General features: G+C 49.6%; 20 protein-coding genes and 1 pseudogene. 17 read left to right on the top strand and 4 right to left on the bottom strand.

The genetic code is table 11. From position 1 onward, the window contains the following. Positions 1-148: 148 nt before the first annotated feature. The 3 genes from WJT86_RS11495 (at position 149) to WJT86_RS11485 (ending at position 2781) form a co-directional block, all read left to right on the top strand. Entirely contained in the window at positions 149-1042 is an 894-nt protein-coding gene (locus tag WJT86_RS11495; RefSeq protein ID WP_346337722.1) for a foldase protein PrsA, read from the top strand. 79 nt (positions 1043-1121) lie between these two features. Further along, positions 1122-2363: a bifunctional glutamate N-acetyltransferase/amino-acid acetyltransferase ArgJ gene (argJ, locus tag WJT86_RS11490; protein WP_346337721.1), complete on the top strand. Its 1242-nt coding sequence runs from the start codon at positions 1122-1124 to the stop codon at positions 2361-2363. A gap of 1 nt (position 2364) precedes the next feature. Beyond that, the gene (locus WJT86_RS11485) at positions 2365-2781 is read left to right on the top strand and encodes a (deoxy)nucleoside triphosphate pyrophosphohydrolase (protein ID WP_346337720.1); all 417 of its coding nucleotides are present in this window, start codon (positions 2365-2367) and stop codon (positions 2779-2781) included. Here WJT86_RS11485 and WJT86_RS11480 read toward each other — a convergent pair whose 3' ends face one another. Both WJT86_RS11480 and WJT86_RS11475 read right to left on the bottom strand, forming a co-directional pair. After that, positions 2782-4125 carry an MFS transporter gene (locus tag WJT86_RS11480; protein ID WP_346337719.1) on the bottom strand — a complete coding sequence of 448 codons (1344 nt, stop codon included), beginning with the start codon at positions 4123-4125 and terminating at the stop codon, positions 2782-2784. A gap of 83 nt (positions 4126-4208) precedes the next feature. Further along, the gene (locus WJT86_RS11475) at positions 4209-5609 is read right to left on the bottom strand and encodes a helix-turn-helix domain-containing protein (protein ID WP_346337718.1); all 1401 of its coding nucleotides are present in this window, start codon (positions 5607-5609) and stop codon (positions 4209-4211) included. A 168-nt stretch (positions 5610-5777) separates the two neighbouring features. On the opposite strand from WJT86_RS11475, the gene WJT86_RS11470 reads away from it, so the two are divergent. The 3 genes from WJT86_RS11470 to WJT86_RS11460 all read left to right on the top strand — a co-directional run bounded on the left by WJT86_RS11470 (position 5778) and on the right by WJT86_RS11460 (position 9729). After that, positions 5778-6041, top strand: a complete 264-nt coding sequence (locus WJT86_RS11470) for a hypothetical protein (RefSeq protein ID WP_346337717.1) — start codon at positions 5778-5780, stop codon at positions 6039-6041. Between the two features lie 158 nt (positions 6042-6199). Then, a complete protein-coding gene (gene aceA, locus WJT86_RS11465) occupies positions 6200-7498 on the top strand; it encodes an isocitrate lyase (RefSeq protein ID WP_346337716.1) in 1299 nt (432 codons plus the stop codon). 65 nt (positions 7499-7563) lie between these two features. Then, a complete protein-coding gene (locus tag WJT86_RS11460; protein ID WP_346337715.1) occupies positions 7564-9729 on the top strand; it encodes a malate synthase G in 2166 nt (721 codons plus the stop codon). Positions 9730-9784: 55 nt separating this feature from the next. On the opposite strand, the gene WJT86_RS11455 is transcribed toward WJT86_RS11460, so the two are convergent. Further along, positions 9785-10657 (bottom strand): methyltransferase domain-containing protein, encoded by an 873-nt coding sequence (locus tag WJT86_RS11455; protein WP_346337714.1) that lies wholly within the window; start codon positions 10655-10657, stop codon positions 9785-9787. A 206-nt stretch (positions 10658-10863) separates the two neighbouring features. Here WJT86_RS11455 and WJT86_RS11450 point away from each other — a divergent pair, with 206 nt between their 5' ends. The 7 genes and pseudogenes from WJT86_RS11450 (at position 10864) to WJT86_RS11425 (ending at position 15648) form a co-directional block, all read left to right on the top strand. Further along, positions 10864-12099, top strand: coding sequence for an aminotransferase-like domain-containing protein (locus tag WJT86_RS11450; RefSeq protein WP_346337712.1), 1236 nt, complete (start codon positions 10864-10866; stop codon positions 12097-12099). 63 nt (positions 12100-12162) lie between these two features. Next, positions 12163-12390, top strand: a pseudogene (locus WJT86_RS12300) (double zinc ribbon domain-containing protein); the annotation flags it as partial. A 45-nt stretch (positions 12391-12435) separates the two neighbouring features. Beyond that, positions 12436-12966: a ComF family protein gene (locus tag WJT86_RS11445; protein WP_346337711.1), complete on the top strand. Its 531-nt coding sequence runs from the start codon at positions 12436-12438 to the stop codon at positions 12964-12966. Positions 12967-12991: 25 nt separating this feature from the next. Beyond that, positions 12992-13249, top strand: a complete 258-nt coding sequence (grxC, locus tag WJT86_RS11440; protein WP_346337710.1) for a glutaredoxin 3 — start codon at positions 12992-12994, stop codon at positions 13247-13249. Between the two features lie 6 nt (positions 13250-13255). Beyond that, a complete protein-coding gene (locus tag WJT86_RS11435) occupies positions 13256-14086 on the top strand; it encodes a carbon-nitrogen hydrolase family protein (RefSeq protein ID WP_346337709.1) in 831 nt (276 codons plus the stop codon). 60 nt (positions 14087-14146) lie between these two features. Further along, on the top strand, positions 14147-14593 hold the full coding sequence (locus WJT86_RS11430) for a DUF1178 family protein (RefSeq protein ID WP_346337708.1): 447 nt from the start codon (positions 14147-14149) through the stop codon (positions 14591-14593). Between the two features lie 68 nt (positions 14594-14661). Beyond that, positions 14662-15648, top strand: a complete 987-nt coding sequence (locus WJT86_RS11425; protein ID WP_346337707.1) for a bile acid:sodium symporter family protein — start codon at positions 14662-14664, stop codon at positions 15646-15648. Here WJT86_RS11425 and ubiG read toward each other — a convergent pair. Beyond that, on the bottom strand, positions 15645-16397 hold the full coding sequence (ubiG, locus tag WJT86_RS11420) for a bifunctional 2-polyprenyl-6-hydroxyphenol methylase/3-demethylubiquinol 3-O-methyltransferase UbiG (protein WP_346337706.1): 753 nt from the start codon (positions 16395-16397) through the stop codon (positions 15645-15647). The genes WJT86_RS11425 and ubiG overlap by 4 nt on opposite strands. 258 nt (positions 16398-16655) lie before the next feature. Between ubiG and WJT86_RS11415 the strand changes: the two genes are divergently transcribed. The 4 genes from WJT86_RS11415 (at position 16656) to prmC (ending at position 22315) form a co-directional block, all read left to right on the top strand. Then, positions 16656-17894, top strand: a complete 1239-nt coding sequence (locus tag WJT86_RS11415) for an aspartate kinase (RefSeq protein ID WP_346337705.1) — start codon at positions 16656-16658, stop codon at positions 17892-17894. 182 nt (positions 17895-18076) lie between these two features. Beyond that, entirely contained in the window at positions 18077-20350 is a 2274-nt protein-coding gene (ptsP, locus tag WJT86_RS11410; protein WP_346337704.1) for a phosphoenolpyruvate--protein phosphotransferase, read from the top strand. Continuing rightward, the gene (gene prfA / locus WJT86_RS11405; RefSeq protein WP_346337703.1) at positions 20347-21432 is read left to right on the top strand and encodes a peptide chain release factor 1; all 1086 of its coding nucleotides are present in this window, start codon (positions 20347-20349) and stop codon (positions 21430-21432) included. Before ptsP ends, prfA begins: the two co-directional genes overlap by 4 nt. After that, positions 21422-22315: a peptide chain release factor N(5)-glutamine methyltransferase gene (gene prmC / locus WJT86_RS11400; RefSeq protein WP_346337702.1), complete on the top strand. Its 894-nt coding sequence runs from the start codon at positions 21422-21424 to the stop codon at positions 22313-22315. Before prfA ends, prmC begins: the two co-directional genes overlap by 11 nt. Positions 22316-22500 lie beyond the last annotated feature (185 nt).

Below are 22500 nucleotides of genomic sequence, written 5' to 3'. Positions count from 1 at the left end.
ATGTTTGAAAGTTGAACAACAAAATACCTCAATTTAAGTGAATTTCTCCAAATCAGAGCACTTTCTCGAAGGAATGTCTTGTCAAGAGCAGGCAACTCAGTCATTCGGTGCTCTATCCGCAATGCATCAGCATGAAATGGGTTTTTAAATGTCTTCATTTGTTTCACAAACACTTCGTATGAGCCTCCTTGCCGCCGGCCTCGCAATCAGCTCGGTATCGTTTTCTCCAGTCATGGCTCAAACAGCAACTGAAAAGCCTGCTGCTGATGCTGTCATTGCCAAAGGTAACGGCTTCACCGTCACAGAAAAAGAACTCGCTGAGATGATGAACGATCCATCTCTCGGTGCAGATAGCCTGCCAGAAGATCAAAAGCGTGAAGCTCTCATCAATTACCTAATTGACCTGAAGGCCGTCTCACAGCTCGCCGCGGCATCTAAGCTTGATCAGGCTCCTGAGTTTGCCAAGAAGATCGCTGATCTGAAACAGCAGCTTCTGGTTCAGACATACCTTGATGAAGAAGTGAAGAAGCTTGTTACCCCTGAAGAAATCCGCAAGCTTTATGATGAAACCACCAAGGAAATGAAGCCGGTTCCGGAAGTTCGGGCCCGTCACATCCTTGTCAAGACAGAAGATGAAGCCAAGGCTGTTGTTGCCCGTCTGAAAAAGGGTGACGATTTTGCCAAGGTTGCTGCTGAACTTTCACAAGATCCAGGTTCCAAGGATAGCGGTGGTGAACTCGGCTTCTTCTCGGCTGATCGCATGGTTGCTCCTTTCTCTGAAGCTGCCTTCAAGCTTGAACCAAAGCAGATTTCAGCCCCGGTCAAATCTGATTTCGGCTGGCACGTCATTGAAGTTGAAGAGAAGCGTAACCGCCCTGTTCCTTCCTATGATGAGCTGAAGCCACAGATCGAAGCTTATCTGACACGTCAGTCTCAGCAGAAGGTTATGGAAGCTGCTCGTGCAACCGCTAAGGTTGAGCGGCTGGACAAACCAGCAGCTGAAGACAAGGCACCGGCTGACAGCACTGCTCCAAAGAAGTAAAGACAAACTGAGGTAAGCAGCTATAACTGCTTACCTCATATCCGTTTCCTGCGGTGACGCCAGTTAGCGAGTTACATTCATGTCAGCACAAATCTCTCCCCTTGCTCCCAAATCCTATGCCAAGCTGACACCAGTTGATGGTGTGACAATGGCAACGGCAGAAGCCAATATCCGCTATAAGAACAGAACTGATGTTCTGTTTGTTCTGATGGACAAGGGCACAGAGGTTGCTGGTGTTTTCACAAAATCCAAATGCCCTTCAGCTCCGGTTGACTGGTGCCGCACCTCACTCGCACAGGGCAAGGCCCGCGCTCTTGTTGTCAACTCCGGTAATGCCAATGCCTTTACCGGAAAAAAGGGTGCTGAAGCCGTAGAACTGACAGCAAAGATCGCCGCCAAAGCCGTCAACTGCAAACCTGAAGAGATTTTCATTGCCTCAACGGGCGTAATTGGTGAGCCACTGGATGCAACCAAGTTTAATGGTGTTCTTGAGAGTTGTGCCAAACAGGCTTCTCCAGATAACTGGATGGAGGCTGCTCAGGCCATTATGACCACCGACACTTTCCCGAAACTGGCTGGTCGGAAAGTGCTGATTGGTGATCAGGAAGTAACCATCAATGGCTTTGCCAAGGGTGCTGGTATGATCCAGCCTGATATGGCAACCATGCTGTCTTTCATCTTTACAGATGCTCCAATTGCAGCCCCTGTCCTGCAGGCCCTGCTCAAGAAGGGTGCCGATAACAGTTTTAACTGCGTTACAGTTGATGGTGACACCTCAACATCAGATACCTTGATGATGTTTGCAACGGGTGCTGCGGCTAAGCGTGGTATCAGGAAAATTGAAAGCACGTCTGACAGTCGTCTGAAAGCTTTTAAGGCGGCCCTTGATGATCTGCTTGCCGAGCTTGCTCAATATGTTGCTAAAGACGGTGAAGGCGCACGCAAGTTCGTAACGGTTTCCGTATCCGGCGCAACCAGCAATGCTTCGGCCAAGAAGATTGCTTTCGCCATTGCAAACTCCCCGCTCGTCAAAACGGCAGCCGCCGGTGAGGATGCAAACTGGGGCCGTGTTGTCATGGCCGTTGGCAAGGCAGGCGAGCCTGCACAGCGTGACCTTCTGACAATTGCATTCGGAGATATCGTTGTTGCACAAAAGGGTGCACGCGCCCCGGATTACAGCGAAGAAGCCGCCTCCGCTTATATGAAAAATGCACACATCACCATCAGCGTCGATCTTGGCCTCGGCAAGGGTAAAGCCCGTGTCTGGACCTGCGATCTGACAAAGGCCTACGTCGAAATCAACGGCGATTATAGGTCCTGATATGACACAGGATATCAAACTCCTTCTCGTCGTCGCTGTGGCTCTTGTTGATCAGGATAACCGCATTCTGCTGGCCCAGCGCCCGGAAGGTAAACAGCTTGCTGGGTTATGGGAATTTCCCGGCGGTAAGCTGGAGCCAAATGAACGGCCAGAACAGGCGCTTATCCGTGAATTGAAGGAAGAGCTTGGCATTGATGTCAAAGAAGACTGCCTTGCCCCTCTGACGTTTGCAAGCTTTGCTTATGAAGAGTTTCATCTTCTGATGCCACTTTACATCTGCCGACGCTGGGAAGGGTTTGTTCAGTCCCGGGAAGGTCAGGCGCTGAAATGGGTTAAGCCTCTGGACTTGCGCCAATACCCAATGCCCCCAGCGGATGAACCACTTATTCCACCTCTGATTGACCTACTGAATATCTAATCAGATTGACGGCCTGCGCAAACCGCTTGTGCAGGCCGCTGCAAATGCCAAAGCGGCAGCCAGCCAGAGTATCAGAATTGTATCGTGGCCCTGTACCAAGCCGAAGATTACAGCCACCAGTGCAGCCCCTGTTGACTGACCAAGCAGACGCCCCGTTGATTGCAACCCACTTGCGCCACCGCTTCTTTCAGGCGGTGCACTGCTAATAATAATCCGGTTATTCGGTGCCTGAAACAGGCCAAACCCCACACCACAAATCGCAAGGCGCCAGCTGATATCAAGAACAGATGGATGATCGCCAATGACAGCCATCAACGCCAGTCCAGATCCAAGGAACACCAAGCCTATTACTCCAAGAAACTGAGGCGCAATCCGGTTGGATAACCGCCCTGACAATGGTGCAATCAATCCGGTCATAACCGGCCATGGCGTCAGTAAAAGCCCGGTCATCGCTGCTGAGTAGCCAAGGGTTTCTTCCAGATAAAAGGGAAGTGATACATAGGCCATGGTTTGAGCGGCAAACGACCCGAAAGACGTCAAGATAGAGAGTGCAAAGATTGGCCGTTTCAACAAATCAACCGGCAGCATCGGCGTCGTCAGTTTCAGCTCACGGCGAACAAAAAAGGCCCCGGCAACACAGGCAATACCAAGCATCCACAAACTGGTATCTAACGCCTTGCTATCACTCAGTGAATTTAATCCGGCAATCAAAAAGCCAAAGGTCAGCGCATTTAAAATAAAGCTCTGGAAATTAAATGGCTTCCCGGCTGCGGGTGTCACCGGTAACGAGCGCGCTGCAATAACCAGTGCAATCAGCCCCAAAGGTACATTGACCAGAAACAGCCATTGCCATGAGCCAAGTGTCAGAATACTGGAGGCAATACTGGGGCCAGCTGCTGATGAAACGGCAACGACAAGCGCGTTATAGCCAATTCCTGCACCTAACCTGTCTTTGGGAAAAATAAACCGAACCAGAGCAATATTCACGCTCATAATTCCCGCTGCCCCTATCCCCTGAACAACACGGGCCAATGACAGCGCCAGGAAACTTCCGGACATGGCACAGGCAAAAGAGGCCAGAGTAAAAACGGCAAGCCCACACCAGTACACTTTCCGATAGCCAATGCTATCGCCGAGGGCCGCTAAGGGAAGCAGAAAAACAATGATTGCCAACTGATAGGCATTGATAATCCAGACGGAATCTGCCGACGAAACAGCCAGCTCACGCTGGATTGTCGGCAAGGCAACATTGACAATAGCACCATCAAGTACGGCCATTGTCAGTGCAATTACAATCGTAAGAAACGCAAAGAACCGTTGCGGATATGCCAATCCATCAGGCAAGATCAGTCTCCAGAATATCTGTCAGCTGTCTTATTCCTCAAAGATACTATGCGCCAGCCATATTGCAGGACTTAAGCACAGGATCAGCCATTCCCCATATAAAGGTTCTCCATGCGCTGGGTTCCATCGACGGGGAAGCGGTGATCGGCAGGGGGATGTGCACGCTGCCCGCACTCATGCCGCGGACAGATACGGCAACCAACACCGATCGGGACAGCCCCTGCTGGCGCATTCAGGTCAATTCCATCGGCATAAATCATCTGGCTGGCATGGGTAATTGAGCAGCCAAGCCCGATGGAAAGATAGCGGCGTGGCGCATTATAGCTATGCCCGCCCTTAATGACGGCTTTAGCGATACAGAAGTAACGCCGCCCATCAGGCATCTGGCTTAGCTGAATATTGATCTGCCCGGGATTCAGAAACGCAGCGTAGATATTCCACCGTGGGCAGGCACCGGTGTGCCGAGGGATATGAATTCCGGAAAGTGAAAAACGTTTGGAAATATTCCCGGCAATATCAGTTCGGACCAGATGAAGGGGAATACCACTCATACCGGGTCGCTGCAAAGTCGTCATGCGGTGGCAGACCTGCTCAAAGGTTGCACGAAAACGACGACCGATGCGCTCAATATCATACCGACTATCCCGGCAGGCATTAAAGAACGGACCATAAGGCATGATCAGCGCAGCTGCCGTATAGGATGAGAGGACTGAGCGGACAAGCCCGACGGAATCAGGCTGCGGTAATGTACTCTGCTCAATCAACGCCGTTATCTCATGCTCGGCAATCAGCCGCGCCAGATGCTGGGCCATACTGAACAACGCTGAACGGGGCTCGAGAATATCGGAAAGCGCTAAGATGCGACCATGATCTTCAAGACGTAAAACAACGCCTCTCGGTAAAGACATCTGTCGGACTTCCGTACCAAATACATTGAACAGGTAGTCCTTTAACCCCTGTTCGAAATCTTCAGACACATTGTCAATTTCCTGCCGCACGCGTTCTGCGGCGGCTTCCAGCGTCGGAAAGTAGTTGGCATTTTCCTGTAAAAAATCAGAAACCGCCTCCGGCATAAGGTTATACCCGGAGGTAGCCACATCTCTAGCAGCCTCCGGCCTTTGTAATTCTTTTACACGATCAAAGAGCTTCAGAACGGCCCGCCCGACAGCCGGATGAGACTGCACAAGATCGCGGATATCCTGATTGGTGAGATCACTGTCAGCAAACAGGTCATCCCCAAAGAGCTCCATGAGATCTCCGGTCAGCTGCCCATCATCATTCTCGGCCAGCTCACCCGGCTCAACGCCAAAATGCCCTGCAATCCTGAAAAGCAAAGGTACCGTAATACGGCGACGGTTATGTTCAATCAGGTTGAGATAGCTGGTGGAGATATCAAGCGCCACGGCAAGTTGGGTCTGGCTCAGACCCTTCTGGTGTCTTAACCGCTTGATGCGCCCACCGATTTGCAATTCGGCGTGTGCCATCTGTCATTCCTTCCTTTTACACAATTTACAAAAACTGTGCTTTTTCTTTTCAACTTTTTACAGCTTAACTTGCTGATTTCATTATTTATCTTGTCATTTCACCCGAAGTTGTCAATTATTTACTTAACGAGAACGGCAATGAACGTTCCGGGTTCCAGGAGGACGGCCATGAGCAATTTGAGCGATCAGACACACGGTTCACAACGGTTGGAAACCAGCCAACCTGATGAGTTCATTACGATTATTGCACCTACCCTTGCAGAGGTAATGGAGAGCTTCCGAACACAGGGTCTTGCCGAGAAACACTATACTATTGTTCATCGTGCTGGACGTCACAGTTTTACGGTTGCAGGCAATAATAGTGAGGCCGAAGCCCTGTTTAATGGAACACCAATGGTCGCTGCTACTTTTGCCCGACGCTTACAGGCTTAACCTGTACAATTTTGAGGCTAAGAGAAGTCCTCTTCTCTTAGCCCTTTAAGATAATAACCACGACCAATTTTAACAAAGCAACTCTTGCAAGCTGGTGCGGGCAAGGGAACGCCTAAACTCACCCTAAAACCAACATAATGACATCAGGAGAACGACAGATGGACAAGATTAATCCTTATCACAAAACAGATTTCCCAACCCCTGAATGGGCAGCTGACCGCTGGAAGAATATCAAGCGTGATTATTCTTATGATGACGTTCTCAGACTTTCCGGCTCTCTCCCAATTCGCAACACACTGGCTGAGAATGGAGCCAAGCGTTTATGGGAACTTCTGCACTCGGAAGACTACGTTCCAACGCTCGGCACCTTCACAGGTAATCAGGCTGTTCAGCAGGTCAAGGCAGGCCTGAAAGCCATCTATCTTTCAGGCTGGCAGGTTGCAGCTGATGCCAATACATCCGGCAATATGTACCCTGACCAAAGTCTCTATCCGGCTGATTCTGTTCCGGCCATCGTCAAGCGCATCAATAAAGCACTGCAACGTGCTGATCAGATTCAGACCATGGAACGTTTTGACGGCAAATCCGATACGGACGTTAATTATTACGTTCCGATTATTGCGGATGCGGAAGCCGGCTTTGGTGGCGCGCTTAATGTCTTCGAGCTGATGAAATCCATGATCGAAGCAGGTGCTGCTGCTGTCCACTTTGAAGACCAGCTGGCCAGTGAAAAGAAATGCGGCCACCTTGGTGGTAAGGTCCTTGTTCCCACCCGTACCTTTATCCGTTCTCTGAATGCGGCTCGTCTGGCAGCAGACGTCATGGGTGTCCCGACACTTATCATGGCCCGGACAGACGCCGAAGCGGCACAGCTCATCACCTCTGATGTCGATGAATATGATGCACCATTCATCACGGGTGAGCGCACTGAAGAAGGTTTCTATCGTCTCAAGGGCGGCTTTGAAGCAGCAATTGCCCGTGGGTTGGCCTATGCACCTTATGCTGACCTGATCTGGTGTGAAACATCAACACCCAGCCTTGAAGATGCCAAGCGTTTTGCTGAAGCCATCCGTAAGGAATATCCGGACCAGCTGCTGGCTTACAATTGTTCGCCATCGTTCAACTGGGCCCGTCATATGGGCGATTCGGAAATGGCAGCCTTCCAGCGCGAGCTGGGTGCAATGGGTTATAAATACCAGTTCATTACATTGGCAGGCTTCCATAACCTTTCGTACACTACCTTCAATCTTGCCCGTCGTTACAAGGAACGCGGCATGGCAGCTTATTCTGAGCTTCAGCAGGCAGAATTTGCAGCAGAGAAGGACGGTTTCTCTGCCATGCGCCATCAGCGTGAAGTCGGCACCTCATACTTTGATGCAGTTGCCACCGCCGTCTCACGGGGACAAAGTGCAACAACGGCCATGTCTGGCTCAACTGAAACTGCACAGTTTCACTAACCAGATATCTTCAGGGCGGAGTTGCTACTCCGCCCTCCCCTTGTGATTTTTAAAAGGGATATCAGATGAGCACCTACGTTAATCGTGCCGGATTGAAAGTTGCTGCCGAGCTTGCCGATTTTATCGAGCACAAGGCATTATCAGGTCTTGATGTCACAGCTGAAAGCTTCTGGCAGGGACTGACATCCCTGGTTGAAACCCATATGCCGGAGAACCGGGCATTACTGAACATCAGAGCAGAGCTTCAAAAGCAGATTGATGACTGGCACCCCAAACATGGCCCAGCCACATCTCAAATGGAGAACTACATCAGCTTTCTGAAAGAGATCGGTTATCTTGAGGATGAGCCAGCCAGCTTCCAGATTTCAACTGAGAACCTTGACCCCGAGATTACACATCTTTGCGGCCCTCAACTTGTGGTTCCCGTTTCCAATGCCCGTTACGCACTCAACGCAGCCAATGCCCGCTGGGGTAGTCTGTATGATGCACTTTACGGGACTGATGCCATCTCCCGTCAGGGAGAACTGGCTCCGGGGAAAACCTACAATGCGATAAGAGGTAAGGCTGTTTTTGAACGCGCAGCTGCATTTCTGGATCAGGCTTTTCCTATTAATGGCGCATCGCATAATGATGTCATCGGTTACAGCATCAGCCAAAATGGGGATGGTGCCCAGCTGATACTTCAAACAGCAAGTGGCGAAGTACAATTAAATAATCCGGATGCCTTCCATGGCTTTTCTGAAAGCAATAAGGGCCTTCACATCCTTCTCAGGCATCATGGATTATTTGCAGAACTGTTGATTAATTCCGCAGATATGATCGGCAAATTACATCCAGCACATGTTGCTGATGTCACGATTGAAAGTGCGCTCTCTGCCATTCAGGATTGTGAGGATTCTGTTGCGGCCGTCAATGCAGCAGATAAGGTTCACATTTACAGCAACTGGCTTGGCCTGATGCGTGGAGACCTTGAAGATACTTTTGAAAAGAATGGCAAGCAGACGACGCGCCGCCTCAACCCTGAGCGCAGCTATACCGGCCGTGACGGACAACCACTGAAAATCCGCAGCCGCTCTCTCCAGCTGGTTCGCAATGTCGGACATCTGATGATGAGTGATGCTATTCTAGATAAAAATAATGATCCGATTGGCGAAGGTATAATGGATGCAGCGGTAACAACGCTTTGCGCCATGCACGATCTCAAGCTCAAAACTAATTCACAAACCGGCGCAATCTATATCGTCAAGCCCAAAATGCATGGATCAAGGGAGGTCGCATTTGCCTGTCAGGTCTTCACGGATGTCGAGAATTTCCTCGGCCTGCCGAAAAACACCATCAAGATTGGTGTTATGGACGAGGAACGCCGAACATCTGCCAATCTCAAAGCCTGTATATTCGCAGCTCGTGAAAGAATTTTCTTTATCAACACTGGCTTTCTCGATCGGACAGGTGACGAAATCCATACCTCCATGGAAGCTGGCCCGGTCTTACCAAAAGATCAGATCAAGTCAGAACGCTGGCTACTAGCTTATGAGAACCGCAATGTCACAATCGGGTTAAGCTGTGGCCTCTCCGGCAAAGCTCAGATCGGTAAAGGCATGTGGGCAAAACCTGATGACATGGCCGATATGCTGACACAGAAGATCGGCCACCCAAAAGCAGGTGCAAATTGTGCCTGGGTGCCATCGCCAACAGCAGCCACACTCCACGCTCTGCATTATCATGAAGTAGATGTTCATGCCGTTCAGAGAGCACGTCTGAGCGAACCAACCGCTTCACTGGAATATCTCTTCTCGATGCCGGTGCTTGACCCACAGTCCCTCTCTGCCGAGCAAATCCAACGCGAACTTGATAACAATGCTCAAGGTATTCTCGGTTACGTTGTCCGTTGGGTTGATCAGGGCATCGGCTGCTCAAAGGTTCTGGATATTAACAACGTCGCATTGATGGAAGACCGGGCAACCTGCCGTATTTCCTCACAGGCTATCGCCAACTGGTTACGGCATGGATTAGTAAGTCAAGAACAGGTTTTAGCAAGCTTTACCCACATGGCCCGGACAGTTGATGAGCAGAATGCCGGAGACCCGCTTTATATCCGGATGTCTGATAATCCCGACCGTTCTGTTGCTTTCAAAGCCGCTCTGGACCTGGCGATAGAAGGAACTGTTCAATCCTCTGGTTATACCGAACCAATTCTACATGCCAGCAGACTAAGATTTCTTGAAAAATAACACCTATCACAGTCAAGCCCGCTTCTCAAAAGCGGGCTTTAAAAATATAAATGCTTTAAACATCCTTGACCTTCAATGCATCAGCCAGTCGCATCTTGGCACTTCCCGGCCGCATGGGCTTCTGCTGACTTTCATGCGGCGCCCAACCAAGGAGCCAGACCAGATCGAATGTCGCTCTGAGGCGCCCGTCAGGATCGGCAAACTGTTCAGCATAGAGCTCTGCTGCACGCATCAGGGTCTGACGTTTAAACGGAACCTTACGGCGCTCCGTCATAATGTTTGTCAGTCCCATCGCACGCAGATCATGCATGAGATTGAACATTGAGCTGTAACGCACAGTCAGAGGTTCACAATCAACGACCGGCAATGCAAACCCGGCACGCTGCATCAGTGCACCAGCATCACGAATTTCAACGAACGGAGCCACCCTAGGGCTGATGCCCCCTTCTATCTCAGCTTCCGCCTGCATCAGAACCTGCCGCAATTCCGTCAGCGTATTCCCGCCCAACATGCACCCCAGAAACAGGCCATCAGGTACCAGACTACGAGATATCTGAATGAGGGCGCCCGGCAAATCGTTAGCACTCTGTAGCGCGAGTAAAGAGATTACCAGATCAAATTCCTGCGCACCGAAAGGCAATGCCTCCTCATCACCTTCAATCTGTTTAATACCGACGGAGGTTTCTGAAGCGACCGGTGTCAGATGAACCAGTTCCTCAACAATACCCGCTTCTTTCAGAAACCGGCCAGCCTCTGGCAGAACCGTTCCCACATCAGCTGCATTTTTGAAGCGGCGTGTAATAACACTCAGTCGTTCACCAAGATCAGCAATGGCATAATCCAGCAAAAAGCGCTCATACCCATTGGCAATGGCACGAAGATAACGTTTCCGCATAAGGCTGCGGTCAAACAGGGGCAGGGTGTTCATAAATCCGTTTTACCCCTGAAATGCCATAAAACCAACGAAAATCATCATACCCATACGCGAATTTTTATAACGACAAAGCGCTATTATTTTTTTATTTAGTACAAATAGGTCATAATTGTTGACATATTTATTTAAAAATGGCTACACCATAGGCCAACAACATTCCGGCCTTACCGGATCATAGAGTACGTTTTGGAGAGTAAGCCATGTCCGAAGCACAGGACGAAAGCAACTGGGATAATCGTTACGCCACCCGCTCAAGCCGGATGCAGGCATCCGAGATTCGTGAGCTTTTAAAGCTTCTGGATCAACCTGACATTATTTCCTTTGCCGGGGGTATTCCTGACCCTCATCTGTTTGCTGCAGAAGACATGCGTAATGCTTATTCTGATGTTCTATCAAAAAATGCTAACGCTGCGCTTCAGTATTCAACCAGTGAAGGGTATGAGCCCCTGCGTCATTGGTTGACAGACTATATGTCAAAAATTGGTGTCAAATGCACACCTGACAACATCATGATTGTCTCAGGCTCACAGCAGGCTCTGGACTATTGTGGCAAGCTTTTCCTGTCACCTAATGACACGGCTCTTGTTACACGCCCGGCTTATCTTGGCGCTCTTCAGGCTTTCAATGCCTATGAAGCACACTATGATTTCATTTCACCTGAAAGTGGCAACAGGACGCCGCAGTCATACAAAGATGAAGCAGCCAAGGCTGGTGGAAGGCCAAAATTCGCTTATCTGACACCAGATTTTGCGAATCCAACAGGAGATACAATTTCCAGAGAAGCCCGAATGAAACTTCTCGCTCTGGCTGATGAACTGGATATCGTTGTTCTGGAGGATTCTGCTTATCAAGGTCTACGCTATAGCGGCGAACATGTTCCACCAATTATTTCTCTCGACCTTGAGCGCAATGGTGGTGACATTGAGAAAATCCGCACACTCTACAGTGGCAGCTTCTCGAAAACAGTTACCCCCGGCCTTCGACTTGGCTGGATCTGTGGGCCTAAGGAAGTCATCCGCAAGCTTGTCCTGATCAAACAGGCAGCCGACCTCCACACGCCTACAATCAACCAGATGGTTATGTATCAGGTTGTCAGCAATATCTTTGACAAACAGGTCGATAAAATTCGTAAAGCCTACCACCACCGCCGTGATCAAATGCTTGCTGCTCTTGAGAAGTATATGCCAGCCAGCGCATCATGGACAAAACCGGAAGGTGGTATGTTTATCTGGCTGACGGTTAAAGAAGGTCTTGATTCTAAAGAACTTCTTGCCAAATCTCTTGAAACAGAGCGTGTAGCCTTTGTTCCAGGAAAGGCATTCTTTGCGGATGGTAGCGGAGCCAATACAATGCGCCTGAGCTACTCTCTGGCCAGTGATGAAGAGATTGATCAGGGCATTATGCGCCTTGCCCGCCTCATTAAATCTTACGAATAAATTTCAACTTTTTGCATGGTTGCCTGCGCTCTCCAGATATGAGGAATATCTGTTGAGGCAACCATGCAATCAAAGATCAGACCATCTGTTGGTTCGTCAACAGCCAAGCATTTTTTATCAGGGAAGCCATACCGTTTCCTAACCAGATGCTTTCGGCACTTTACCGATTTTCTCTACCCGCCAGCATGTCTTAACTGTCGCCTTCCCACAGAACAGCCAGATGCCCTCTGTCCGAAATGCTGGGGGCAACTTGAGCTGATCGAACAGCCTTATTGTGAACGGCTGGGCATTCCCATAACGGAATCCGCAGATGGGCCAATTATCTCTCCAAGAGCGATGGCAGAACCACCTGTTTATGGGAGAGCACGCTCAGCCTGTCGTTATGAGGGATTAGCCCGTCATCTGGTCTATGCACTGAAGTATGGTGACAAACCTGAATATGCAAAAATCATGGGCAGAATGATGCATACAGCCGGGCGGGAGTTGATTGATCAGTGCGACCTGATCATCCCAATCCCCATGCACAGGAGACGTCTGTTTCATCGCCATTATAATCAGGCCGTTATTCTCGCGAATACTATTTCCCAGATAAGTGGCTGCCAAAGTTCAGCCTCTGCTCTCAGACGTATTCGCCCAACTCAAGCGCAAAGCTTTCTCAATAAGGCCCAGCGACGCAAAAACCTTAAAAGGGCTTTTGCAGTAGCGCAGAAAGAAGCCCCTATGATTAAAGGCGCCCGTATCTTATTAGTTGATGACGTTTTAACGAGCGGAGCAACGGCCGACAGTGCGGCAAATGTGCTACTTCACACGGGGGCAAGTGCAGTTGATATCTTGACCTTTGCCCGTGTCGTGAAGAACTACATATAAGGGTCTAAACTTATAGGAAGACGGAATGCCTAAAATTATCATCTACGCCAAAAGCTGGTGCCCATATTGCAAATCTGCCAAACAATTGCTTGAGCAGAAAGGCGCAACCTTTACCGAAATCGACGTCGAGAAAGAAGCCGGCGCCCTTGATGATATGCTGGCGAAATCCGGCGGACGAAAAACCGTTCCGCAGATATTTATCAATGATCAGCACATTGGCGGCTTTGATGATCTGTATGCCTTTGACCAGAGTGGTAAGCTTGATCCTCTTTTAAAAGAGTAATCCATTATGTCAGTGAGCTTCAAAGCAGCCTGTATCCAGATGCAGTCGACACGCGACCCAAGCACTAACAGGGATACTGTCGTTAAATTAGCTTCTGAAGCCGCTAACCTTGGTGCGGATTACATCCAGACGCCGGAAATGACCAATATTCTGGATCGTAACCGTGATACTTTCCGAGCAAGAGTAACAACCGAGGACAATGATATTGTCCTCGCTGCCCTGTGTGACCTTGCACGCCAGAGGCAAGTCACCATTCATATTGGCTCTCTGGCAATTGTAGATGGAGAGCAATATGCAAACCGGGCATATGTCATTAATTCAAAAGGTGATATCTGCGCCCGCTATACCAAAATCCATCTCTTCGATGTTGATCTGCCGAATGGCGAAAGATGGCACGAGTCAGCAACCTATAAAGGTGGGGCTCAGGCTGTCGTTACGGAACTCCCTTTCGGACTGCTCGGTCTAAGTATTTGCTATGACCTAAGGTTTCCAAACCTGTATCGACAGCTCTCTCAAGCTGGAGCAATCTGCCTGACAGCACCATCCAGTTTCACGAAGCAGACAGGTGAAGCCCACTGGCATATTCTTCAACGGGCACGCGCAATTGAAAACGGCGCTTTCATGATTTCTGCAGCACAGGCTGGCCTTCATGAAGATGGTCGCCAAACCTATGGGCATTCCATTATTATTGACCCATGGGGGCGTATTCTGGCTGAAGCAGATACAATCCTGGGCATTATCATGGCTGAAATTCATACAAGTGCAGTCGCAGATGCCCGTCAGCGCATCCCCTCCCTGAGCCATGACCGCCCCTACGCGATTTTAAACATGTCATAGGTCTTGCAGAACAGTAAACAATCACAAATATATAATGGAAGCAGATAACAGAGAGGGGCAATGATCCGTTACGCACTGGCCTGCCATCAGGGTCACGAGTTTGAGAGCTGGTTTCCATCGAGCGCCTCTTATGAAGAGCAGCGCAGCAAAAAACTCGTCTCTTGCCCGCTGTGCAATTCTCTGAAAATTGAGAAACAGATCATGGCACCACAAGTAGCGCGAACAGATAAGGACAAAACAACACAAGCCTCACCCAAACAATCGATTGGCCTGCTCTCTGAAAAAGAACAGCAGATCAGAGAAACCCTTCGCGCACTTCGCAGGCATGTTGTTGAGAATGCAGAAGATGTTGGAGAACGTTTCCCGGAAGAAGCACGGCGTATTCATGAGGGGAATGTCGAGAAACGCTCTATCTATGGCCGTGCAACACTCAAAGAAACTAAAGAATTATTAGACGAGGGCATAGATATCATGCCTCTTCCGGATATTCCCGACGACAAAAACTGACACACTTTTCCTATTCACAAACAATAGGCAATCTCTTAAAACGACTTGAACTCTTACGCGGTTTTAAGATGCTTGCTCGCTTTTTCATCCCGGACAAATTTCTGGTCATACTGATTACAACCCTGTTATTGGCAACCTTTCTGCCAGTCACGGGCAAAGCAGCAGACTACTTTGAATATGTCATCAATTGCGCCATAGCCCTTCTTTTCTTCCTGCATGGCGCAAAGCTTGAGCGATCAACCGTTATTGCCGGTCTTGTACACTGGCGCCTGCATCTTTGTGTCCTGACCGCAACCTTCATTATCTTTCCATTGCTTGGCCTTGGAATTGGTATTCTCTCTCCCTCACTCATCAGCCCAGAACTTTACGCCGGACTGATGTTCCTCTGTATTCTGCCGTCAACGGTTCAGTCTTCCATCGCATTTACCTCAATTGCAGGCGGCAACGTTCCGGCAGCAGTCTGTGCCGCTACCGCCTCCAATATTATCGGCATATTTTTGACCCCGCTTCTGGCAGCTCTGTTTCTGCAACGGCAGGCAGGTGGCGTTTCACTTGATTCAATTGAAGCCATTATGCTGCAACTGCTGTTGCCATTTATTCTGGGCCAGATCGCCCAGCCCTTCCTTGGGAATTTTCTGGCAAAATACCGCAAGATTGTCGGTATCGTTGATCGTGGTTCAATTATACTGGTAGTCTATGCCGCCTTTAGCCATGCAGTCTCAACGGGTTTATGGCACCGCGTCTCAGCAAATGATCTGATCATCATTCTTATTGTAAACGGTGTACTGCTGGCGGCTATTCTCGCTATCACAACCTATGGCAGCCGCTTGCTGGGCTTTAATCGGGAAGACGAAATTACAATTACCTTCTGCGGCTCAAAGAAAACCCTTGCCAGTGGGGTGCCTATGGCAACAGTACTTTTTGCCGGGCAGAATATCGGCGCCATTCTCTTGCCGTTGATGATTTTCCATCAGATGCAATTAATGGTCTGCGCCCTCCTTGCCCGTCACTTTGCGCAACAGACAAAGCATGAGAGTGATGACGGCGGCTATTAGTTTGAAGGCTTTACAGCCGTCACAAGATAATTGACGGCTGTATCATTTGACAGGCTCCATTGGTCGCGCAATGGATTATAGACAACACCACGGACTTCTTTGATATCCACGCCATTAGCCTTAATCGCTGATGTCAGTTCATCAGGCGTCACGAACTTTTCCCACTGGTGTGTCCCACGCGGCAACCAGCGCAGAACGTATTCAGCACCAACAATCGCCAGAGCGAAAGAACGCATTGTTCTGTTCAGTGTAGCCATAAACAGCAACCCACCGGGCTTCACGGCAGTACAACAGCTCTTCATGAATGTTGGTACATCAGCCACATGCTCAACGACCTCCATCGCCAGAACGATATCAAAGGTCTCTCCTCTGGCAACGACATCCTCAATGGTCTCTGCAACATAGGAAACTGTCACACCATTACCTTCAGCATGGGCTCTGGCGATAAAGACATTCTTCTCGGCCGGATCAATACCAACAACAGTTGCGCCGAGGCGGGCCAAAGGCTCGGAAAGCATCCCTGCGCCACAGCCAATATCAATAATCCGCAAACCGTCTAAAGGCTGAGCACTCTTCACATCCCGATTGAAGTGAGTGCAGATGGCATCGCGCAGATACTGAATGCGTAAAGGGTTAAACTTGTGCAGGGGCTTCATTGGTCCTTTCGGATCCCACCAGGTTTCAGCCAGCTTGGCAAAACGCGCAATCTCATCCGGATCGACCGTTGACGTGCTTGTTTTCTGGCTCATCCCTATATCTCCTGACCGCATGAATAACGGCATCGTTTGACTGTAAATACCCTTGTCTTAACCTTATAGCTTGGACTGGTGGTGGAACAAGGTTCTATCTACATAAAAAAGCACAGCTGTTACATTGACATGTGCGCTCGCGCCCTGCATCTATATGCATCTTCCGTATTTGAGAAATCAAAAATTTCCGAAAGCGGATATGGCTGATGAAAAAATTTCATCAGCTCCGTTTGGCCCCAATCCGAATCGAGGCTTTTGATGCCCCGTCTGGTGATGAAGTTCGGCGGCACGTCTGTCGCCAATATTGAGCGTATTCGAAACGTCGCATTGCATGTTAAACGCGAGGTCGACGCTGGCTATGATGTTGCTGTTGTTGTCTCTGCAATGGCAGGCAAAACCAATGAACTGGTAGGCTGGTGTAAAGAAGCTTCGCCAAACTATGACAATCGCGAATATGATTCCATTGTTGCATCTGGTGAACAGGTCACAGCAGGTCTTCTGGCTCTGACATTGCAGAACATGGGCATTAACGCCCGTTCATGGCTTGGCTGGCAGATTCCGGTGATGACATCGGATGATCATGGCTCAGCCCGTATTTCAGCTATTGATGGCACAGGCATCCTTGCCGGTTTTTCAGAGCGCAAAGAAGTTGCGGTTGTTGCCGGTTTTCAAGGTATTCACCAGCCAACCAATCGCATTACAACACTTGGTCGTGGCGGTTCCGACACCAGTGCCGTTGGCCTTGCGGCCGCCATTAAGGCTGAACGCTGCGATATCTACACTGACGTTGACGGTGTCTATACCACTGATCCGCGTATCGTTTCCAAGGCGTCCCGCCTTGACCGCGTTTCCTTTGAGGAAATGCTTGAGATGGCGTCACTTGGCGCCAAAGTTCTTCAGGTTCGTTCAGTTGAACTGGCCATGCTGTACAAGGTTCCAACCTATGTACGTTCCAGCTTCGACGACCCTGCCAATCCGCAACTCGGCACTTTGATTTGCAACGAGGAGGACATCGTGGAGCATCAGGTTGTTACCGGCATCGCCTATTCCAAAGACGAGGCACAAATTACGTTGCGCCAGGTTGCCGATAAACCTGGCATCGCCGCTTCCATTTTCGTTCCATTATCGGAAGCCAATATCAATGTTGACATGATCATTCAGGTTGTCTCTGCTGATACCAAGACAACTGACATGACATTCACGGTTCCGTCTGCTGATTTTGAGCGTGCAAAAGCCGTATTGATGAAGCATCGCGATGCCATTGAGTTTAAAGATGTTCAGGGCACAACTGATGTCGTTAAAATATCGGCAATTGGTATCGGAATGAGGAGCCACGCCGGTGTTGCAGCCAAGGCGTTTAAGGCTCTCGCAGAAAAAGGCATTAACATCCGGGCGATTACCACCTCGGAAATCAAGTTCTCTCTTCTGATCGATGCCCCTTACACCGAGCTTGCAGTACGTACACTGCACTCTCTGTATGGCCTCGACAAAGAATAATTTGAATAGCGGTTTGCCGCACCATAATAATGTCTTAAAGTGCATCCACTGCGATTGTTTTAAGACATAATATTTTGGTTTTGATACGACGAAATACCATGAACCCAGCGGGGCGGTTCAAGTCGATAATGACTTTAACCGCTCTATGATTATTAGTTAGAGCAAGAACAGGAACGACGGCTATGGTCACCGCTCCCGGTGGTCCGCGAATTCTGCTCCGGCGCCTTAGAGAAATCATGGCGGAGCAGGCCGCGCCACAAGACCGGCTTAACAAAATTGTCGTCCAGATCGCCGCAAATATGATTGCGGAGGTATGCTCGGTCTATGTCCTGCGCTCTGATAACACCCTTGAACTTTATGCAACCGAAGGTTTGAATCAAAGTGCTGTTCACCGCACGATTCTGGCTATGGACGAGGGTCTCGTTGGCCTGATTGCCCAAACTGCCGAACCATTATCTCTGGCAGATGCCCAAACCCATGAGGCCTTTTCGTACAAGCCGGAAACAGGTGAGGAAATCTATCACGGTTTCCTAGGTGTACCATTGCTGCGAACCGGCCAGACACTGGGTGTTCTGGTTATCCAGAATCGTAGTTTCCGGACATATACGGAAGAAGAGATTGAGATCATGCAGACCACTGCAATGATCCTCTCTGAGATGCTGGCAACAGGTGAGCTTCAGGCGATTGCCTCCCCTGGTACCTCACCACTGATTGGCCGTCCACTTCATATCAAGGGTAAGACTCTTGCTGATGGTATCGGGCTTGGCCACGTTGTGTTTCACCAGCCACGTATTGTTGTCGAAAACCTGATTGCCGAAGATGTCGACAGTGAACTGAGACGCCTTGAGCAGGGCATTAGTGCCATGCGTCAGTCAATTGATGAGCTGATTGAACGCGGCGACATTGCCCATCACGGCGAACACAGGGAAGTCCTCGAAACTTTCCGTATGCTTGCCAATGACCAAGGCTGGTTACGGCGCCTCCGTGAAGCCATTCACAGCGGCCTGACAGCTGAAGCATCTGTTGAGAGGGTGCTCTCAGATAATCGCGCCCGCATGATGCGCCAGACTGACGAATACTTACGTGAGCGCCTGCATGACCTGGACGATCTGTCGAACAGATTGTTACTCCAGTTAAGTGGCAAAGATATCCTCTCAGAGCGCCTTCGGCTGCGTGAGAACGCGATTCTCATTGCCCGCTCCATGGGCCCGGCAGCCCTTCTTGACTATGAACCGGCAAAACTGCGTGGCCTCATTCTGGAAGAAGGCGGGCCAACCAGCCATATTGCTATTGTTGCCAAGGCAATGAATATCCCGGTTGTTGGTCAGGCTGCCAATATCGTGTCACTGGCCGAACATGGCGATGCAATTATTGTTGACGGGACAGAGGGTGAGATTCACCTGCGCCCGACCCCGGACATTCAGGCATCTTATGCTCAGAAAGTCCGGATGCGGGCCCGGCGTCATGCTCAATATCGTAAACTCAGAACGGTACCTGCGGTCACATTAGATGGTGTTGCCATCACCTTGCAGATGAATGCCGGGCTTGTTGTTGACCTCCCCTATCTGGAAGATACAGGTGCAACAGGCATCGGATTATTCCGGACTGAACTTCAGTTCATGGTTGCTGAACGCATGCCGACAATGCGCGAACAGCAGCACCTTTATGAAGCCATCTATGATGGTGTGAACGGTAAGCCGATAACCTTCAGAACCCTTGATATTGGTGGCGATAAAATCTTGCCTTACATGGATAAGGTAGAGGAAGAGAACCCGGCCTTAGGCTGGCGTGCCATCCGCATTGGCCTTGATCGTCCCGGCCTTCTACATGCTCAGGTCAGAGCTCTTCTGAAAGCTGCAAACGGCCGTCCGGTCCGTATCATGTTCCCGATGATTGCCAACTGCTCAGAATTTGAACAGGCCAAAGCCATCGTTGAACGACAGAAAGCGTACCTTGTCAGGCATGGGCACCCTCTCCCATCCGAGATAAAACTCGGTGTTATGGTTGAGGTTCCATCTCTGCTGCTGGAGCTTGATGAGATTTGTGCGCAGGCAGATTTTCTTTCCGTTGGCACCAATGATCTTATGCAGTTCCTGTTCGCGGCAGATCGTGAAAATCGTTTTGTTGCCAATCGGTTTGACAATCTCAGCACACCGATGATCCGCGCGCTCAAACGCATCGTTGATAAGGCAGACAAACATAATTGTTCTGTTACAGTCTGCGGTGACATAGGCGGTAAGCCAATTGAAGCCCTAGCCTTATTTGGTCTTGGCTTCCGCTCATTGTCCATGACACCGGCAGCCGTTGGCCCGATGAAAGCACTGGTTCTGAAACTGAACATTGCAGAAGTCTCTTCCATCATGGAAAAAGCCCTATCAACGCATGATGATGGTTCTTTGCTGCGTCAGGCTCTTAATGACTTTGTTGAAACGCGGGGCATCCCATTACCATCATGAGTATTTCATTTTCTAAAGAACGCCTCGATACCATTCTTGCCCGCGCTGAAATCATTACTGCCACTCTTGCCTCTGGCCCGGATGCCGAGACATTTGTGACATTATCACGTGAGTTTTCAGAGCTTGAGCCTGTCGTGGCCTCCATCAAGAATTACCTGAGTGCTCTGGATGATCTGGAGGGAATCGAAGCCCTTATTGCAGATGCAGCAACAGACCCAGAAATGCGCCGCTTCGCAGAAGATGAAAAGCATGATGCAGCAGAGCGTGTAGAAACGGCAGCTCAGGATCTCCGTATCATGCTGCTTCCAAAAGATGCAGCCGACGAGAAAAGCGCAATTCTTGAAATTCGTGCCGGTACTGGTGGCGATGAAGCTGCCCTTTTTGCTGGCGATCTCTTCCGTATGTACAGTCGCTATGCCGAACTCAAAGGCTGGAAAGTTGAAGTGATTTCGCTTAGCGAAGGCACCGTTGGCGGCATTAAGGAAATTATCGCTGAAGTAAAAGGTAAAGGCGTGTTTGCCCGTCTCAAGTTTGAAAGCGGAGTGCATCGTGTTCAGCGTGTTCCCGAGACAGAAGGTTCAGGGCGTATCCATACCTCTGCTGCAACGGTTGCTGTTCTGCCAGAAGCCCAGGGCGTCGACATTGAGATCAATGAATCTGATCTGCGTATTGAAACCATGCGCTCAAGTGGTGCCGGCGGTCAGCATGTCAACAAAACGGAATCAGCAATCCGTATCACTCATATTCCGACAAATATTGTCGTACATGTACAGGACGAGCGCTCCCAGCATAAGAACCGCGCCCGTGCCATGGATCTGCTGCGTTCAAAGCTTTATGATGCCGAGCGAACCCGCAAGGATTCAGAGCGCGCGGCTGATCGTAAATCACAGGTTGGTTCCGGCGATCGCTCAGAGCGTATTCGTACCTATAATTTCCCGCAGGGGCGTATTACCGACCACCGCATTAACCTGACACTTTATAAACTTGAAGAAGTTATTGCCGGTAATGCGCTGGATGAAATTATTGATGCATTGACAACTGAGCATCAGGCCAGCCTTCTGGCGGCCGAGAATGAAGCCTGAGAAAGTGTCTTCAACGCCTCACTTCCCAGCTTCTGTCAGTCGCAAAGATGCGCTTGCCATTTTCCGTCAGAATCTAACTGCTGCCGGGTTTGAAACGGCTGCTCTCGATAGTCGTCTTCTCTTGACAAGAGCTCTCGGCATTACGCCCAATGAATTGATCATCAATGATCACGTTGCCATCCCACCAGATCAGATTGTAACGCTTGAGCTCTATTTGAACCGACGCCTGCAAGGTGAATCTGTCGCCCGCATTACCGGCTTCAGAGAGTTCTGGGGGCTTCCTTTTCAGCTCGGTTCAGACACTCTCGAACCCCGGCCGGATACAGAAACCCTGATTGAAGCAGTTCTTGATTACTACCCGGATCGTCAAGCACCTCTACGTATCCTTGATCTTGGTACCGGTAGCGGCTGTATCCTGATCAGTCTCCTGACAGAATACGCCAAAGCCAAAGGCACGGGTGTTGACCTCAGCGCATCGGCAATTAAAACGGCGAAGCAGAACGCTGCTGCCAATGCTGTCGACAGCCGCAGTCAGTTCCTCATCTCAGACTGGTTTGATAAAATTAATGGGACCTATGACCTGATTGTCTCAAATCCGCCCTATATCAGGACAGATGTCATCCCTACCCTATCTTCCGAGGTGCGTAATTTTGACCCGGATCGCGCCCTGGATGGGGGCGCAGATGGGTTGACTGCCTATCGAAAAATTATGGAGCAGGCTCGACAATATCTGGCTCATGAAGCTTATTTGGGCTTTGAAATTGGTTTTGATCAGAAAGAAGCCCTTGAAAAGCTTGCATCTTTGCACGGCTATAAATTCATTGAGTGTCGCAATGATCTCTCAAACAACCCACGAATTGTTGTTTTAAAGAGACATAAATAGCCAAGTACAAATATATTACGGCGATCTTAAACCATGGTTTAAAATCTATTTTCCAATTTTTCTGAATTTTTGCTTGTTGCGCGGCGAGAAAACAGGTAGATTCTTGACTTAAGTGTCGTACATACCCTTACTGGACAAATATGGTAGACCATAAAACAGGGATTACGATATAAGTCGAGTGAACG

This window comes from Hohaiivirga grylli (genome assembly GCF_039655745.1).
Classification (GTDB): domain Bacteria; phylum Pseudomonadota; class Alphaproteobacteria; order Rhizobiales; family Beijerinckiaceae; genus Hohaiivirga; species Hohaiivirga grylli.
This window is presented reverse-complemented; position numbering and strand designations above follow the sequence as displayed.